General features: G+C 42.4%; 12 protein-coding genes. All 12 read right to left on the bottom strand.

Translation table 11 applies throughout. The features are described from left to right. Positions 1–325: 325 nt before the first annotated feature. The 12 genes from P9L93_04435 to P9L93_04380 all read right to left on the bottom strand — a co-directional run bounded on the left by P9L93_04435 (position 326) and on the right by P9L93_04380 (position 16,106). Entirely contained in the window at positions 326–2,134 is a 1,809-nt protein-coding gene (locus P9L93_04435) for a hypothetical protein (GenBank protein MDP8230334.1), read from the bottom strand. A gap of 49 nt (positions 2,135–2,183) precedes the next feature. Further along, the gene (locus P9L93_04430; GenBank protein ID MDP8230333.1) at positions 2,184–5,309 is read right to left on the bottom strand and encodes a type II secretion system protein GspK; all 3,126 of its coding nucleotides are present in this window, start codon (positions 5,307–5,309) and stop codon (positions 2,184–2,186) included. 143 nt (positions 5,310–5,452) lie between these two features. After that, the gene (locus tag P9L93_04425; protein ID MDP8230332.1) at positions 5,453–6,127 is read right to left on the bottom strand and encodes a hypothetical protein; all 675 of its coding nucleotides are present in this window, start codon (positions 6,125–6,127) and stop codon (positions 5,453–5,455) included. Positions 6,128–6,250: 123 nt separating this feature from the next. After that, on the bottom strand, positions 6,251–7,003 hold the full coding sequence (gene gpmA, locus P9L93_04420; protein ID MDP8230331.1) for a 2,3-diphosphoglycerate-dependent phosphoglycerate mutase: 753 nt from the start codon (positions 7,001–7,003) through the stop codon (positions 6,251–6,253). A gap of 181 nt (positions 7,004–7,184) precedes the next feature. After that, on the bottom strand, positions 7,185–7,727 hold the full coding sequence (gene dcd / locus P9L93_04415) for a dCTP deaminase (protein ID MDP8230330.1): 543 nt from the start codon (positions 7,725–7,727) through the stop codon (positions 7,185–7,187). Beyond that, positions 7,721–9,979 carry a vitamin B12-dependent ribonucleotide reductase gene (locus tag P9L93_04410; protein MDP8230329.1) on the bottom strand — a complete coding sequence of 753 codons (2,259 nt, stop codon included), beginning with the start codon at positions 9,977–9,979 and terminating at the stop codon, positions 7,721–7,723. The genes dcd and P9L93_04410 overlap by 7 nt, the downstream gene beginning before the upstream one ends. A gap of 180 nt (positions 9,980–10,159) precedes the next feature. Continuing rightward, entirely contained in the window at positions 10,160–10,915 is a 756-nt protein-coding gene (locus tag P9L93_04405; GenBank protein MDP8230328.1) for a tetratricopeptide repeat protein, read from the bottom strand. After that, positions 10,912–12,741: a BatD family protein gene (locus P9L93_04400; GenBank protein ID MDP8230327.1), complete on the bottom strand. Its 1,830-nt coding sequence runs from the start codon at positions 12,739–12,741 to the stop codon at positions 10,912–10,914. Before P9L93_04400 ends, P9L93_04405 begins: the two co-directional genes overlap by 4 nt. A 12-nt stretch (positions 12,742–12,753) precedes the next feature. Then, positions 12,754–13,539 carry a tetratricopeptide repeat protein gene (locus P9L93_04395; GenBank protein MDP8230326.1) on the bottom strand — a complete coding sequence of 262 codons (786 nt, stop codon included), beginning with the start codon at positions 13,537–13,539 and terminating at the stop codon, positions 12,754–12,756. After that, positions 13,536–14,537, bottom strand: a complete 1,002-nt coding sequence (locus P9L93_04390) for a VWA domain-containing protein (GenBank protein MDP8230325.1) — start codon at positions 14,535–14,537, stop codon at positions 13,536–13,538. Before P9L93_04390 ends, P9L93_04395 begins: the two co-directional genes overlap by 4 nt. Before the next feature lie 97 nt (positions 14,538–14,634). After that, positions 14,635–15,624: a VWA domain-containing protein gene (locus P9L93_04385; protein MDP8230324.1), complete on the bottom strand. Its 990-nt coding sequence runs from the start codon at positions 15,622–15,624 to the stop codon at positions 14,635–14,637. After that, on the bottom strand, positions 15,621–16,106 hold the full coding sequence (locus P9L93_04380) for a hypothetical protein (GenBank protein MDP8230323.1): 486 nt from the start codon (positions 16,104–16,106) through the stop codon (positions 15,621–15,623). Before P9L93_04380 ends, P9L93_04385 begins: the two co-directional genes overlap by 4 nt.

Genomic DNA, 16,106 nt, shown 5'->3' with positions numbered 1-16,106 from the left:
AATCATGTCCTTTAATGAGCACGCAACTTATGGAACGAAGTGAACATAAGTTGCTGTGCGAATTAAACCCCCACACCAATTTAAGCAGACATCTTTTGGTATGCTTAGAAATTGGTGTGGGGGTCAAGTTCGGACAAACGATTTACGAAAATCTTTGATTTTCGTAAATCGTGTCCTCACTTGACACAAAAACCCTATCATATGTCTGATAGGGGGTGATACAACTATATACTACCAGATAGTATTTGTCAAGGTAGGGGGAGAAAAAGGGACAAGGGACAAGGGACAAGGGACAAGGAAGTTATTGGGAATAAAGGAGTTAGGATTATTCTTTTTTCCAGAATTTGAAGGGTTTTTTGGTGGGTAGGTCGGGTTTTACAACGCCGGTTTCGCTTATGGTCCAGGTGCGTTCTTCTGGTACAGGATCCATCTCGTCTGCATCGATCTCGGTATTATTGTTTACGTCCTTGGCAGATTGTACCTTAAAGTAGTGATTGCCCTGGGACAGTTCTTCCCTGGTGACAGAGTTCTCAGTGCTCCACTCTGACCATTCCTCATCATTAAACTTCCACCTAAAGACACAGCTGTCTATAGTGGACTTGAAGGTAAAGAGCGCAGTGGTAGATTTGGTCAAGAGGCTCGGACCGCTTGTTATTATGGTGTCAGGCGCTATGATTATAAGCTCTATGGTATCGCTTAATATCTCTGATTCATTTCCTGCAGTATCCTTGAACTTCACATAGACCTTGCGGGTGCCGCTTATGGCAGGAAGCGTCCAGTTATCTTTTCTCGTCGAGAATACCTCCCATGTCTCTGTATCAAAGACACCATCATTGGAAATAGACATACTCAGGACATCTGTTGTGGAATCGCTCGCGCTCAACACAAGGTTTACATAGATGGAGTTTGTAACAGCATCCTGATTATTAATGATAATCGAACCTGATGGGCCCTCTGTATCTACTACAAAACTCCAGATCAAAGGCGAGCTTGTGTTTCCGACAAAATCGCTTACCTCAACTGATATAGTATTGTCGCCCTCACTTAAAGGAACAGATGGTATATACACAATTGATTGCGCGCCTTCGTCATAGGTCGCGCCAACGCTTGATCTATTTATTGTCATGTCTATGGCATCCGGGTTTATGCCGCTATATTCATCTGAAGCGTTTATTGAAATCATAGGCACGTCTGTAGATATAGTAGTGCCACTGGCTGGAGAATATGCGCCTACGCTAGGATCTCCTCTATCTATCCATATCTCAAAAGAGGCCATATCGCTCCAATTACCACCTGTATTCTGCGCTGTAAGATTAAAGACCCTGACTCCGTCAGAGAGCAAGTCCTGTTCTGTCTGATAAGAAAAGGCTGCTGTGTCAAGCTGATCATCTGGCATACTTCCCCATGCATAACTATAACCCACAACATCCAGGCCTGTAACTGGATAATCCCAATACATATAAGGAGTACCGCAATCCTGCCATAATTTAGCGGGAATATCGTCTCCGCCCGCGGATACCCTTGCCCATATTATAGGTACGTCCATTGCCGCAGTGGTAAGCCTAAAGCCAGATGTAGCATTCTGCCAGCCTGAATAATCAAACCCATCGCTTACTCTTACGCGCCAGCGGTAGCTAACACCAGCTTCATCAGTTGAAAGAATCGGCGTGGTGTAACTAATATCGCTGGATGCAATGAGTCCAGAATCTACTTGAAGTGTGACAAAATTATCCTTGGAAACCTGTACCTGGTAGTAGCGCTGAGGATCTGTATCCTTGTCCTCATAAATCCATTCCAGCGATGGCGTATCATCATTTATCAACAGACCATCATTGTAAGATGTTATAGCAATATCAGGTAAGGCGTTTGTAGTGGCAAGAAGCCCTGAATAGATCTTATAGCTCGTGCCAGTAGCAACAGCTGTACCCAATGGCGCGCCAACGCTATTCTCCGCGCTGTAAGCTGTTGACGAACCAGCTGCTCCGCCGCCATCTGCCATGGCAGTGTGTAATTTATAATTAGTACTACTAGAGATGCTCGCGGCGCATGTGCCTATAAAAATAAAAAAGACCGCCATAGAGATCGCAGCGGCCTTTACTATAATAGAAATAGATCTATTATTTTTGTTATTCATAATATATAGATATAGTATAATGCTCGAAACAAAATATGCAAGGACTTTCTCAGCGCTCAAATACCGCCCAGATCTTTTTTTCTGATAGCACCTTACCGTTATCTAATGTCTGACCAGTCGCTATGATCCTGTAGATGTCAGAGTGCACTGTCACAAGGTTTGAGATCTGCCTGAATTTTTCTTTTTTCTCTGCATCCTCAGAACCCAATGCACTGCTTGAGATCAAATCGCCTATGCCAAGACGCAGCCCATTCTTGTCACCGTACACCCTGTTGGATATTATTCCCTCCGCAATACTCTCATCCATACCAGGCATGACACTCAATACCTTTTTCGACGCAGTATTTATATTGATCTTCCCATCAATAAAATTTACAGGGTCTAATCTTATAAAATCAAAATGCGCGGCTTCGGTCTTAGAGAGATTCTTTACCTTTAACTCCAGGATGCCTTTTGGTGTGGATATATCGCTATCTGTCCCGACTTCTATATTTCCAAAAAGTATACTCCCGTCTGGGCCAGGACTAAGAGAAGGTGTAAAACTCGTCCATGTATCATCTGCCAGGTGCAAAGACACTGCAATCTCCTCTTCCTCTAGGCCAAATATCCTTAATGTATAATAACCATCCCTGATCCCGTGTTTTTCTTCCCAGCGCCACGTGCCGATCTCATCCAATTCGCCGCTCTCAAAATGATCTGTAAAAGGAGATGCCCTTTGCACAATGCCCCATCCGCCTTCTTCTCCAGACACAATGTGGCCCTCTGCCTCCAGCCTTATGCCAAACACTGTTAACCTGTCAGCTATCTTGGAAACATCTTCCAGCGGCACTCTTTCCCATTCCTCGCTGCCCAGAGACGCAAACGCAAGCTCGCCAACTGAAGAAAAATTCTTGTTCTTCACTTCTACTTCCGTAATATCATGTTCTATTATCTCTACTACCACGCCGCCTTCCATTATCTTCTCTTCCATGCCATCATTATCATTTGGCAGGCCTGGTGTTGCGCCATCCTCTGCCTTGGATAGATACCAGTTATCCGGCACGCCATTGGAATTTGAATCTAAAACATAACTCGGGTCTGAACGCTCAAGACTCTTGTATGCTGTAACACTGCCTACAGAATACTCTACCTGATCGACAATATGGCCCATGGGATCTTTGAGAGTAATGATATTTCCTCCTGGCTCGCTATCATTGGAAAGCAGATCTGACTCAGGCGTTACTGCCTTAAAAAAATGAAGCTCCTGCGATCTTTCCTGGCCCCAGATAGACAGAAAAGATATATCATTATTATCAATGCCTGACTGCGAATCATCTTTATCAACGCAGAGAGCGAGATGCTCATCCGGCCCAATAACAGTCCCAAGAGGAATAGTAGCAGGCCAGCTTTCTTTGCTGGGACCTTCCACGCTCCATCCACCAAGATCTACTTCTCTGGGCGTAAGATTCACTAACTCTATATACTCTCCATCTGGCTCCTGACTCAATTCAATTGACCTAAAAGATGTTGAACCAGAGGAACGATTATTCTGTATCCTTACGATAAGTTTCTTACCTGAAACAGTCACTGTTCTTCCGTCTCCAAAGAGATCCTCGTCTACCATGTCCCTTGAGCGCGCGCCGTTTATTTCTAGATCCCCTACATGCTGGCCTGTCTCACCTGCAAACACTCGAACATAATAATCACCGTCAGGTATATCTTCCCATTTCCATGACCCCTCGCCTGGCTTACCGCCGCCAGCCTCACTATTCTGATAGAAACTGCCCTGCCATGACCAGTCTCCACCAGGATCCTGTCCGTCAGAAACAGGCCTGGTCGAAATCGGCTTTACCATTATCTCATTTATCCTTATGCCTTCGGTGCCCCGGATCTCAACAGAACTAAAATCCTCCTGGCCAAGCCTTGGATATAATTCTATGTATGAAAAATAACATCTATCGCTCTCCTCTGTATTTTTAATCTCCATGTTCAGTATTCTGTTCTCAAACGCAATAGCGCCAAATCTTAATATCTCTCCATGTTTTACTGAACCCTGGGTCATATCATTGATCGTAACATTCCCCACTAATTCATCCTCCACGCCAAAGACACCTATATAATATTCTCCCTCTGGCACATTGGTCCACGAGACAGTAAGTGACTCTCCATCGCTTATATCACTCTCATAATGCCCGCTCTTCCATGTCCAGTCACCCACCGGGCCCCTGTTAACAGCGGCGATCCTGTTGTATAACTTTACTATGATGCTCTGGCTGAAATCCTCATCGCACGCATCCATTATATTGACTGCCTTCTGGAACGGGTCCCTTACGCCCGCATCCTCCAGAAGTATTGCCAGGGTCGCGGCGTCCATAAAATTTATATTCTCTCTTATGCGGCCTTCCACATCGAGATTTTTGTCAACAGAATATGAAGTTATGTAGGCGTAGATCTTTTTGAAAACCTTATCTGAAATAGAGCTTATCTTGGCGAGCTCAAACGGTGTCTGGAACGCGCTATCGTCTCCATAAGGAGTACCCGCAACAAATTCCATTGGCTCATCAATGCCCTCACCTGCCTCATCAATAATGCCGTCAGCATTATTATCTATGCCGTCTGATACAAGGATCCTCTGGTTTTGATTATCATCAACTCCTGATGCGCCTGGTTCACCATCAAGGCCATATCTAAAATCCAGGATCTCCTCGTATGAAGTTTGAGAATCATCTATTTCAAAAGAGGCAAGGAATTTCTGCAGGTCCAGTTCGTACGGTGTCCAGCCCTCTGTGGTCTTTAGTGGAGAGAGATTTTGTTTTGTAGCAATATTTATATTTAAAAGGCTTGTCTGGTCCCTGACTAAAACTGCGTAACGGCCTACTGGCTCGTCCAGGTCATTATAGACATATATCCATTTTGAATCCATCTCTTCATCGCCATCATTATCAATATCCGCGCCTGAAAAAATCGTATACCATTTATCTTCAAAGCTATCTATTCCCCTCTCGTCTTCCTTTAAGACCGACTGCGCATAGCTGATGCCTGCCTCTGCCAGATAAGACGCCTTTGTGGCCTCGAGATAATTATTCGCAGCCTTTAGCTCCAAGCGCATAGTAAAGGCAAAGGATACTGCCATTATGCCAGCCACTGCCAAAACGCTTACGACCAAGATTAAGGCAATACCTTTATCTTCTCTCATCACGTCTTATTGTATATAGATATGATTAAGGTGTCAAGGCGTAGTAGCCCAGGTTTAAACCTGGGCTACTACTACTCATTAAAAAACCCCGCATCTCTTTTTTAGAAATGCGGGGCCAAGAATTACAAGAAATTCTACAAGCCTTATTTACCCTTCATCTTATTTACCAGCTCCTGCATCATCTTACCAGCCATATCCTTTGAACCCAGGCCTACTGCTATAGCTAGCGCCAAGCCCATTGAAGCAAGAATAATATTGATAGTAAGATTCAACACGCTAGAAGCGATATTTAACTGCTCAAGTGTTATTATGGCAGCAAATATCATGATCACTGTCTGCGTGAGCTGGCCAAGAAACTTTGCCTGTGTAATACCCGCGTTGCTAGAAGCAGTACGCACTATGGTGCCTACCATGCTGGAGAAAAATATACCAAGAGACAAAATAAACATGGCTGCTATCACGTTGGGTATATAAAGGATCACTTTGTCCAACAATGCTGCTGCTACTGTCATACCAAGGGCATTCAAGGCAGTCATAAATACCATTAACATTATAAGCCAATAGATAAGTACGCCGATGAGCTCTGAGACTGTCTGTCTTATGCCACCGCGGCGAAGAATATCGCCAAGCCCTGATTTTTCACTAGCAGTATCAAGCTGGATCAGCTTTAATACCTTTACTACTACGTTCTTTAGCGCCCCGGCTATGATCCAGCCAGCTATCAATATTACAAGCACGCCTATAAACGTAGGCAAAAACCCAGCTACCCTCGCCAGCATATGTGTTACTGGCTCCATTACTACAGCATTCCAATTCATAAACACCTCCCTTTCTATAGATGAAGAAGTATACCTGATGATTCTCAAATCGTCAAGGGGAACAGAGCAAAACGTAGGCCAGGTTTAAACCTGGCCTACTTCTACTTCTTCCGGCTTGTGCTCTTATTTGGATTTGCCCTGGTTGGCTACAGAGGCCATGGCGGCCTTAACCTTTTCAGGATCGCCAAGGTAATAGTGCTTTATAGGGGTCAAGTCTGGATTAAGCTCATATACTAAAGGTATACCTGTGGGAATATTTAAGCTTACTATTGTCTCATCTGATACCTTATCTAAATGTTTCACCAATGCCCTTAAGCTATTTCCATGAGCAGCAATGAGTACTTTTTTGCCAGACTTTATGGTGGGTGCGATAGTCTCGTTCCAATGCGGCAGGAAGCGCGTTACTGTATCTTTTAAACATTCTGTTAAAGGAATATCTTTTTTATCCAGATCTTTATATATAGGATCATTGCCAGGATATCGAGGATCATCTTTTTTCAATGCGTCAGGCGGAATATCGTAACTTCGACGCCACACAAGGACCTGCTTTTCGCCGAATTTCTTGGCTGTCTCTGCCTTGTTAAAACCCTGCAATGCGCCATAGTGCCTTTCATTAAGCCGCCACGAACGATAAACAGGAATCCACATCAGATCCATCTCATCCAATGCAAACCACAAAGTCCTTATTGCTCTTTTAAGAACAGACGTAAACGCGACATCAAACGTATGTCCTTCTTTCTTCAAAACCCGGCCAGACTCCTTTGCCTCTTCTATGCCCTTACCAGACAAATCCACATCAGTCCACCCAGTGAACTTATTTTCCTTATTCCAAACACTCTCGCCGTGACGCAATAAAACTACTTTTATAGGTTTCATAATCCTTAATATACACCAACATCCAGAGAAAATCAACCTTAACTTTACACTTTTGTGACACACAGAAAAGTGTAAACCCCATTCCAAATTCTAAACGATGCTTAACTAATTTTTTGTAACTATTTGCGTACAATTCTGATAAATCATTTGATAATACATAAGAATTTGGAACGAGGTAAAGTTATTTTGGAAGAGTGATGGTTTTTTGGGATTGGTAGAGGCCTTTGCGGTCGGCGTAGCTGGTTTGGCAGGCGTCAGCTGATTCAAAGAAGATGATCTGGGCAATGCCTTCGTTTGAGTAAAGCTTTGCGGGATTTGAAGATGTGTTACTTATGGCTATAGTGATGTAACCTTCCCATTCTGGTTCTAAAGGCGTGATGTTGGCAATAACGCCGATCCTGGCATAAGTGCTTTTACCTGTGCAAAGCACAAGCACATTCCTTGGAATCTTGAAGTATTCAAGGGATCGCGCTAAGACAAAAGAGGTTGGTGGGATAATACAAACAGGGCCTTTAAAATCCTCGAATAAGCTAGAGTCTATTTTCTTGGGGTCAAGCGTGGTTTTGCCCCTAAAAATCTTAAATTCGTCAGCTATTCTTATATCATAGCCATAACTTGAAAGACCATAAGAGATGTTATTATTCTTTACTTGCTGTGGCTCGAATGGCTTTATCATCTCATTCTCCAAAGCCATTCGCTTGATCCAGGTGTCGGATTTTAACATTTGGAATAACCGCACGAGCGGCAGACTACGCAGCCTTCTTCATGACGTAATGCAGCGCCGCAATCAGGACACACGCCCACGACATTGCCCAGTTTATCTTCTATCATAGTGTGCGGCGAATGTTTCTCAAGCGCTTCTTCTTTATGGTGCATCTTTCCATTGCCTAACCTGAGCTCCAGGACTCTGGCAATAGCATCAGCACATGAAAAGATCCTCCCGCCTTTTTCCCATGACGGGGATGGACAGCGTATTCCTCTTAACTGGTCCACGATCTTCTTGTTCTCCACACCGGAACGAAGCGCCAGAGACACAAGCCTTCCTACTGCCTCGAGCTGAGATGCGGCACAACCACCAGCCTTGCCCATCTGGATGAATACCTCGAAAGGCATGGCATTATCATCTACGTTTATCGTAATATAAAGATTACCACAGCCTGTATTGACCTTTGTGGTGGTGCCTGTTGTCACTGCGGGTCTTGGCCGTGGCGCAACGTGTTTTTCTTTTGCACCAGCATCCTGGGCTGGCTTAGACTTGGTCTTTTTTGAACTTACATTCAACACCTGTTCCTCCCTGCTTTTGTCTCTATAAATAGTTACGCCTTTACAACCCAATTTATATGCGAGCATGTAGACTTCCCTGACATCATCCTTCGATGCCTCATTGTGAAAATTTACTGTCTTTGAAACTGCGTTATCAGTATGATTCTGGAATGCTGCCTGCATCCTTATGTGCCAGATAGGAACGATATCATGTGAAGTAACAAATATCTTCCTGTATTTTTCAGGTACATCTTTTACATCCTTTACAGAACCTTTATCAGCGATCTCCTCCATTAACTTTCTGGAATAAAAACCTTCTCTTTTTGCAATCTCTTCGAACAATGAATTGACTTCGATCAGCTTGTCATTATCCATTACATTTCTATAATAAGAGATCGCAAATAGAGGCTCGATCCCGCTAGAGGTATTGGATATAATCGATATGGTGCCTGTGGGCGCTATAGTCGTTAATGTGGCATTTCGCTTTATCTCTTTGTCGTCTTTAAAAATACTGTCTTTAAACGAGGGGAATGTAGAGCGTTTTTGAGCTAACTCCTCAGATCTTTTCTTGGCCTCTTTATCAATAAAGCCCATTACCTTTTCAGCTAATTCTATTGCCTTGTCGCTATTATAAGATATCTCCAGCTGGATCAACATATCTGCCCAGCCCATTACACCAAGACCGATCTTACGATTCTTTTTAGTGTTTTCCTCTATCTCTTTGAGCGGAAATTTATTCATATCAATGACATTGTCAAGAAAATGAGACCCCTGATGCACAAGCGTTTTTAATTTCTCCCAATCTACTTCTTTCTTTCCATTTTTCTCTACAACTGCTTTTGAAAGATTTATCGAACCAAGGTTACAGCTCTCAAAAGGTAAAAGAGGCTGCTCCCCGCATGGATTAGTGGATTCGATCTCTCCTGATTCCGGAGTGGGATTGTCTTTATTGATCCTATCGATAAAAACAATGCCTGGCTCGCCATTTTTCCACGCCATCTCAACTATCAGCTCAAAGACCTCTTTGGCCTTAAGCTTTTCTACTGCCTTTTTTGTATGCGGATCTATCAAATCATACTCTTTATCTTCTATAACGCGGTTCATAAAATCTTCTGTAATAGCGATAGAGATGTTAAAGTTAGTTATGTCTTTATCGTTCTCTTTGCATTTGATGAATTCCAGGACATCAGGATGATCTACACGCAGGATTCCCATGTTGGCCCCGCGACGAGTGCCTCCCTGCTTCACAGCTTGAGTTGCAGAATTAAATACCTTCATAAAAGAGACAGGGCCACTCGAAACGCCTCCTGTAGAACGTACAACACTATTCTTCCCGCGTAGTCTTGAAAAACTAAATCCTGTTCCTCCGCCACTTTTATGAATCATAGCGGTATTTTTTATCGCGTCAAATATGGATTCCATTGAGTCTCCAATGGGAAGTACAAAGCAGGCGGATAACTGACCAAGGTCTTTTCCAGCATTCATAAGCGTAGGGCTATTCGGCATGAATTCAAAACTACTCATCATATTATAAAAATCTTCTTCTGTCTTTTTTACATCAGCGTCTTTCGCGCCATAAAGTTTATCTGCCGATGCTATATGACGACTGACCCTGATGAACATCTCCTCAGGGGTCTCTATAATTTTTCCCTCTTTGTCCTTTTTGAGATATCTTCTCTCAAGGACCTTTAGACAATTCTCAGAGATATTCAATTTTTTTGAGCCATTTACTTCTACCTGCATCTTCGCCTCCTGATTTTATTTTTTTAAGAATACTAAAAAAGTATATCACTTAATAATTTCATGTCAAGCTAAAAAATACAATATATTGATATTTTTTGGCTGGGTAACAACTATATCTTGTGGTTCGACAAGCTCACCACTTTGGTTCGACTAGATGATCTCGACGCTATCTTTGGGGAGCCATCCGCGAAGATCCTTTGAGAGGTCGATCTCATACCAGAGCTGTCTTTCTTCTACCACTCGAACCTTTGTCCCTTCATGCAGAGTAAATTGTAAAAGATAATCTTCTTTAGGTCCGCTTCTGACACTGACCTTTTCAGAAATCACTATAGCTTCTCTTGCAAAATTCTCATTATGTATTTTTGAGATCAGAAAGATCGAAAATATAATTAATAAAAATGTAAACGTACCAACATTATAAAAAATCATAGTCCTTTTTTCAACAAAAAATATTGAAAAGATTAAAAACAAGAGTATCAAAAGATAAAACGCCGAGACAAAAACCGTCAGTTCATTGACAGTCAACCTGTTGTACGGGAATAATATCAGATCTAACAAGAATCCTTTTTTCGGGATTTCTATTTTATCGACCGCCATTGAGCGCGCGAGCTTAAGATTGAGCAGCGCATCCTTGTCTCTCGGCGCGAGCCTCAACGCGCGCTCGTAATTCACAATGGCCTTGCCTATTTTCTTTAGTTTAAAGAAACTGTTCGCGAGATTGTAAAATACCTCGGGACTGATCTTGTCCATCTGAATGAGCGTCTCGTAAAGCGAGATCGCTTCTTCATATTCCTCATCTTCGTAGCTCAAGTTTGCCCTTCGATAGACATCATCTGGCGACTGCGCTAAGATCGAGCTGCAAAAAATAAAAGATATACATATAAAAAATAAAATAATCCTTCTCATCTCACCCTCTCGAGCTCTGCAATGATATCAATGGCCTGTTCGATCGTCTTATGCATGTCTTCCTTTGTAAATTTTACCAAAGCAAATCTGGCCATGTCGCAAATGTCGAACAACTCCTTTATCTCTGCTATAGCTGACTCTGAAAGACCCTTTGACTTCAATTTTTCTTCAAGTAGATCCTTTGTAATAGAAGGGTGTGGTATATTTAATTTATCAGCTACATATTCTATTACCGCCTTATAGATCTCGGCGTAAAACTCTTTCACCTTCTCCTTTAACATGAGCTGTCTTGCTTTTTTCAGTCTCTTTGAGGCCGCTCCCCTGGCTCTGCGCGAACGCGCGTATCCTATGTCAGTCTTCAGCCTCTCCCTGTGAAGCTCGTACATATAAAGGAATATAAGAAACGCGAGCGGCAGTATATTTATCAAGTAAAACGCTTTATTCTTATAGAAAAAAGAATCACTTTTTCTGAAATTAATGGGGCTGGTCTTAATATAACATATATCTTTCTTCAAAAGCTTTATCTCTTCTTTCGATAGGCCTGGTATTGAAAAAGGCATGGTCGCTTGCGGCTCTTCTTCAGATACCGTCGCATTTATCGTCATTGGTTCGATTCTTCTTTCAATATACCTTTTCAAGACCGGATCAAAATAAGAATATTCAATAGGCCCTATTGTAAGTCTGCCCTCGCTTTTGGGAATGATCATCTTTTCAAAGATCTTTTCTCCCTGGACCAGGTAATTTTCTTTAGAGATATTTTCAGAGCTTGCTGAGTCATAGAATTTCACATCTGAGGATTCCGGAATACCTGGAGAGGAGATCGTCTTTATATTCCCTTTTCCTTTTATTACAATCCTTAATGTAACAGGCTGGTTTTCTTCAACTGTGTCTTTATCTATAGTGCCGCTGATATCAAAAGTGCCCACGTCGCCTTTAAAATTCAGAGGCTTGCCCTCTTCTGGCAATGCTGATATCTCTACATTTATTGGATCTGTGGCAAGAATAACAGGCTTACCTCTCCTGAACACGCTAAATGGATCTCTGCCGAATATATCAAAAGGACTGCGGGAGGAAAATCTCTCCAGGTCCTCCACGCTTGCCTCAAGCCTTGCTGAACCAATGGTAAATTCTCCAGGACTTGTCGCAAAAAGCGCTGTCTTTATCTCTGTGACCAGATATTTTGTGCCGTTTATTACTTTATAATATTTTTTCTGCGGAGGCATATCCTCTGTCCAGAAGCCTGTGGTGGAAGCTGGATTATAAACAGGATTTTCAAATAGATTCACAGCCTGATAAAAAGCAAACGTTAAAGTTATCTGTTCATTCACATAAGCCCTAAGTTTATCCACATATGTCTCGATAAAAAGTTCTTTTCCTTGTCCCTTATCCCTTGTCCCTTGTCCCTCCGTGTAATCCGGAGCAGCATATGATGGCGCTTGTGACTGCGTGGAGCGTGGCAATACCTTTATATCTATTGCATCAGCAGAATATGTATTACCTTTATAATCAATGCTGAATGGGCCCAGTGTATACTCGCCGACATCATTGGGAACAAGCATATAATTAAAAGAAACTGAACCTGTTACCTGGCCATTTATAATTGAGATATTCTGCGACCTTCCGGAAGAATATGCAGTGAATCCGTCAAGACTGGGTATGGTTGGCTGCGGGATCTTTGAAACACTGCCGCTTACAACTATGTTAAGAATAATCTGATCATCCAGAGTTATCTCCTGCTTGTCTACATTGGCAGATATAGAAATATCCTGGGCGTAGACAGCAGTCACTGCAAACAATAATAACAATACAACTAAACTTTTTTTCATATCAGAACAGTTTTACCAGTCTTTGTCCACTTTATAGCGGCCTTCTATTGGTTGTACCCTTAATTCCTTTTGCAGGTCTTTTTCATCATCCTTTATGGCATCGAGAAGACGCATGGCGTCTTCTTCAGACATTTCTTGCTCATCACTTGAACGTTGCTGCTCTTCCTCTTGTCCCTTGTCTCTTGCCTGCCCCGTACCGGAGCGAAGCGACTGGTTCGGGGTCCCTTGTCCCCCTTGATCCTGTTGCTCTTCCTGCTCTTGTCCCTTGTCTCTTGTTCCTTGTTCCTCTTTGTCTCGTTGTTCCTGCTCTTGTCCCTTGTCCCTTGTTTCTTGTCCCTCTTGATCCTGTTGCTGCTGTTGTTTTTGTTCCTCCAACTTCTTCTTGATAAACTCTATATTATACTTTGCATCTTCATCATCAGGGGTTATCTCTAAGCACTTTTCATAGCCCTCTATCGCCTCAGGTAATTTCTCCATCCTGTAAAGCGTATTCCCAATATTATAATACGTCTTGGCCCTAAGTTCATCATCTTTTGTATCCAGTACTTTTTCGTATTCCTTAGATGAATCGTCGTATCTTTTTTGTTCGTGCAGCGCTCCTCCTATATTGTAATGCAATTCTTTTTTATCCGGGCTCTCTATCTGCGCATCGCGCCATTTTGAAAGTGCCTCGTCTAATTTACCCTCGTCGTGCAATTTAGCCGCTTCTTTACTCTTTTTTACAGTAGGTCTCTGCCATATCCAGCCAATTGTTGAAAAAAAGAATACTATTATCACCAAGAACTTTAATGATCTCATGCCCTCTTTCTATCTCCTATAACAAACTCTATGCACAAAAGTATAAGCGCTATTGCCAAAAAATACTGGAATCTATCTTCGTACTGCATGAAAAGCCTGCTTGAAAGTTCTTTTTTCTCCATCTTGCTTATTTCATCATAGATCTTATCCAGTTCAAATTCACGCGGAGTGGCATGATAATATTTCCCGCCTGTAATAAGCGCTATCTTTTGAAGCGTTGAATCATCCAGCTTTGTCATAACTACTTCGCCGTCTTTGTCCTTCTTGTATCCTGTGACATTGCCTGATTCATCGATCAAGGGTATAGGCTCTCCTTTCCTGGTGCCTATACCTATTGTATAGATTATGATGCCTTCCTTTTTTGCCTTTTTAGCAGCTTCTATTGGACTGGTCTCGTGATCCTCTCCGTCTGTCAATAAAACCAGTACCTTGTGTTTTCGCTGCTTCTTGACAAAGGCCTTGGTAGTCTTTTCTATGGCTTCACCTATAGCTGTTCCAGGTCTAGGCATCATACCTGGGGCTACAATATTCAAAAACATCTTTGCTGCATTATAATCAAGAGTAAGGGGGCACTGGATGAAACTCGTTCCTGAAAATGTGAGGATACCCACCCTGTCACCTTTTAGCTTGTCTATCAGGGAAGCGACTTCGAGTTTTGCCTTTTCCAGGCGGTTCGGTTTTATGTCCTGCGCCATCATGCTTGAAGACGTATCTATGGCTATCATGACATCAACACCCTGACGATTAGTCATGGTCAGCTTTGTACCTATCTGGGGCCTTGAAAATGCCAAGATTAAAAAAAGAGTTATAATTACAATCAAGATCCTGCTGGCCCTTTCTTTCTGCGCGCTTTTAGACACAGAGAGCCTCTCGACCAACGAGCTATCTCCAAACCTATTCATGGCCTTTCTTTTATTAATCGAGATGAAAACAAAAAAGACTACAAGAAGCGGAATAATTAAAAGAAAATTAAGATATACAGGCGTACCCCAGTGCATCTTTGCTCCTTTGGATTACATGTTAGGGACAAGGGACATGAGACAAGAGACAAGGGGGTTTAGATGCTCCTTGTCCCTTGTTACTTGTCACTTGTCCCTAAGGAATCTTCCTAAACAATGTATTCCCCAAAATAGTTCCTAGTAAAAACACAACAAATCCTGGCAAAATAAAACCAGTGGCAAGCTCGTGATAATTCGCGTACTCCTTTGTCTCAATCTCGGTCTTCTCTAACTTACCTATGGTCTCGTAAATTTCCTCGAGCCCTTTTTCATCCTTTGCTCTGAAATATATGCCTCCTGTTTCTTCTGCGATCTCTTTAAGAAGCGCCTCATCTATCTCTGTATCCATCTGCACGTATCTTTTTCCAAAGATAGGATGATCTACAGGATACATCGCTCCTCCAGGCTTGCCAGCGCCTATAGTATATATCTTTACCTCGAGCGCCCGGGCCGCCTTTGCTGCTGTTTGAGGGTCTATCTTTCCCGCGTTATTGATGCCGTCTGTAAGCAGGATGATGACCTTACTTTTGGCTTTAGAATCTCTGAGTCTATTAACAGAATTTGCAATCGCAGTACCTATGGCTGTACCGTCTTCTATCATGCCTATATCTATCTTATCCAATAGATCCAAAAGCACCCCATAATCAAGCGTAAGCGGGCATTGAGTAAAGCTGGACCTTGAAAAAACCACAAGGCCGATCCTATCATTCTTCCTTGATTTAATAAATTCGCTTATTACCTCTTTGGCCGCGCCCAATCTATTTTGCGGCTTAAAATCTTCTGCCTTCATACTGCTAGAGGTGTCAAGCGTGAGCATGATATCAATGCCTTCTGTTATGATCTCCTCCTCCATCTGGCCTGCCTGAGGCCTTGCCAGGGCAAGGATAAAGATAAATACGGCAACTATACGCAAAATCATTGGGACGTGTCGATATCTAACACGAAAGCCAGGCTGTACCGTCTTAACGATCGAGATGTCTGAAAATATAAGATTGGCCTCGCGGACTTTAGCGCGCCTGAAATAATCCCAGATCATTAAAGGAATAATACCAAGTAATATTAAAAATAATGGATTGGCAAATCTCATATCTTAATAATTTCCTTTGCGCTAGTATACACTTCTTCGATTTCCTTTTTATTCGGGATATATTTTGCGAATTTTACAAGATCACAATCTTCCAGAAAATCTCTTATTTGATCTGTTCGCTTTCTTTCGATCTTCTTTACGCGCATCTCTTGATAGAGTTCCCATGTGGTCCGATCCAGAGCAAAGACGTTAAATCTGGCCTCGATATAGTTACGTATAATATCTGAAAGCCTTATATAATATTCCTTTATCAAGCCCTGTTCTATTAATTTCATCTCTAAGAGGGCCTTTAATGCTTCCATGGCAATGTCTTCTGGAGGGCGGGGCGGTGAGGCAGGGAGCTCTACAGCCTTTTTTCTCTTCTTAAAATATATAAAAAGAAATACCGCAATGGCCAATAATAAGACTATTAACATTAATGGCCAAAGCACAAATCCACCTTTAATCTCTACAAAATCCTTTAAAGGCCTGATGTCATCCAT

This window comes from Candidatus Gorgyraea atricola (assembly GCA_030765235.1).
GTDB classification, from domain to species: Bacteria; Omnitrophota; Gorgyraeia; order Gorgyraeales; family Gorgyraeaceae; genus Gorgyraea; species Gorgyraea atricola.
This window is presented reverse-complemented; position numbering and strand designations above follow the sequence as displayed.

Bases quoted from the DNA above. Each gene is read 5' to 3' on its own strand.
- P9L93_04435 (MDP8230334.1), bottom strand. From the start codon at position 2,134: ATGAATAACAAAAATAATAGATCTATTTCTATTATAGTAAAGGCCGCT.
- P9L93_04430 (MDP8230333.1), bottom strand. From the start codon at position 5,309: ATGAGAGAAGATAAAGGTATTGCCTTAATCTTGGTCGTAAGCGTTTTG.
- P9L93_04425 (MDP8230332.1), bottom strand. From the start codon at position 6,127: ATGAATTGGAATGCTGTAGTAATGGAGCCAGTAACACATATGCTGGCG.
- gpmA (MDP8230331.1), bottom strand. From the start codon at position 7,003: ATGAAACCTATAAAAGTAGTTTTATTGCGTCACGGCGAGAGTGTTTGG.
- dcd (MDP8230330.1), bottom strand. From the start codon at position 7,727: ATGTTAAAATCCGACACCTGGATCAAGCGAATGGCTTTGGAGAATGAG.
- P9L93_04405 (MDP8230328.1), bottom strand. From the start codon at position 10,915: ATGAGAAGGATTATTTTATTTTTTATATGTATATCTTTTATTTTTTGC.
- P9L93_04400 (MDP8230327.1), bottom strand. From the start codon at position 12,741: ATGAAAAAAAGTTTAGTTGTATTGTTATTATTGTTTGCAGTGACTGCT.
- P9L93_04395 (MDP8230326.1), bottom strand. From the start codon at position 13,539: ATGAGATCATTAAAGTTCTTGGTGATAATAGTATTCTTTTTTTCAACA.
- P9L93_04390 (MDP8230325.1), bottom strand. From the start codon at position 14,537: ATGCACTGGGGTACGCCTGTATATCTTAATTTTCTTTTAATTATTCCG.
- P9L93_04385 (MDP8230324.1), bottom strand. From the start codon at position 15,624: ATGAGATTTGCCAATCCATTATTTTTAATATTACTTGGTATTATTCCT.
- P9L93_04380 (MDP8230323.1), bottom strand. From the start codon at position 16,106: ATGGATGACATCAGGCCTTTAAAGGATTTTGTAGAGATTAAAGGTGGA.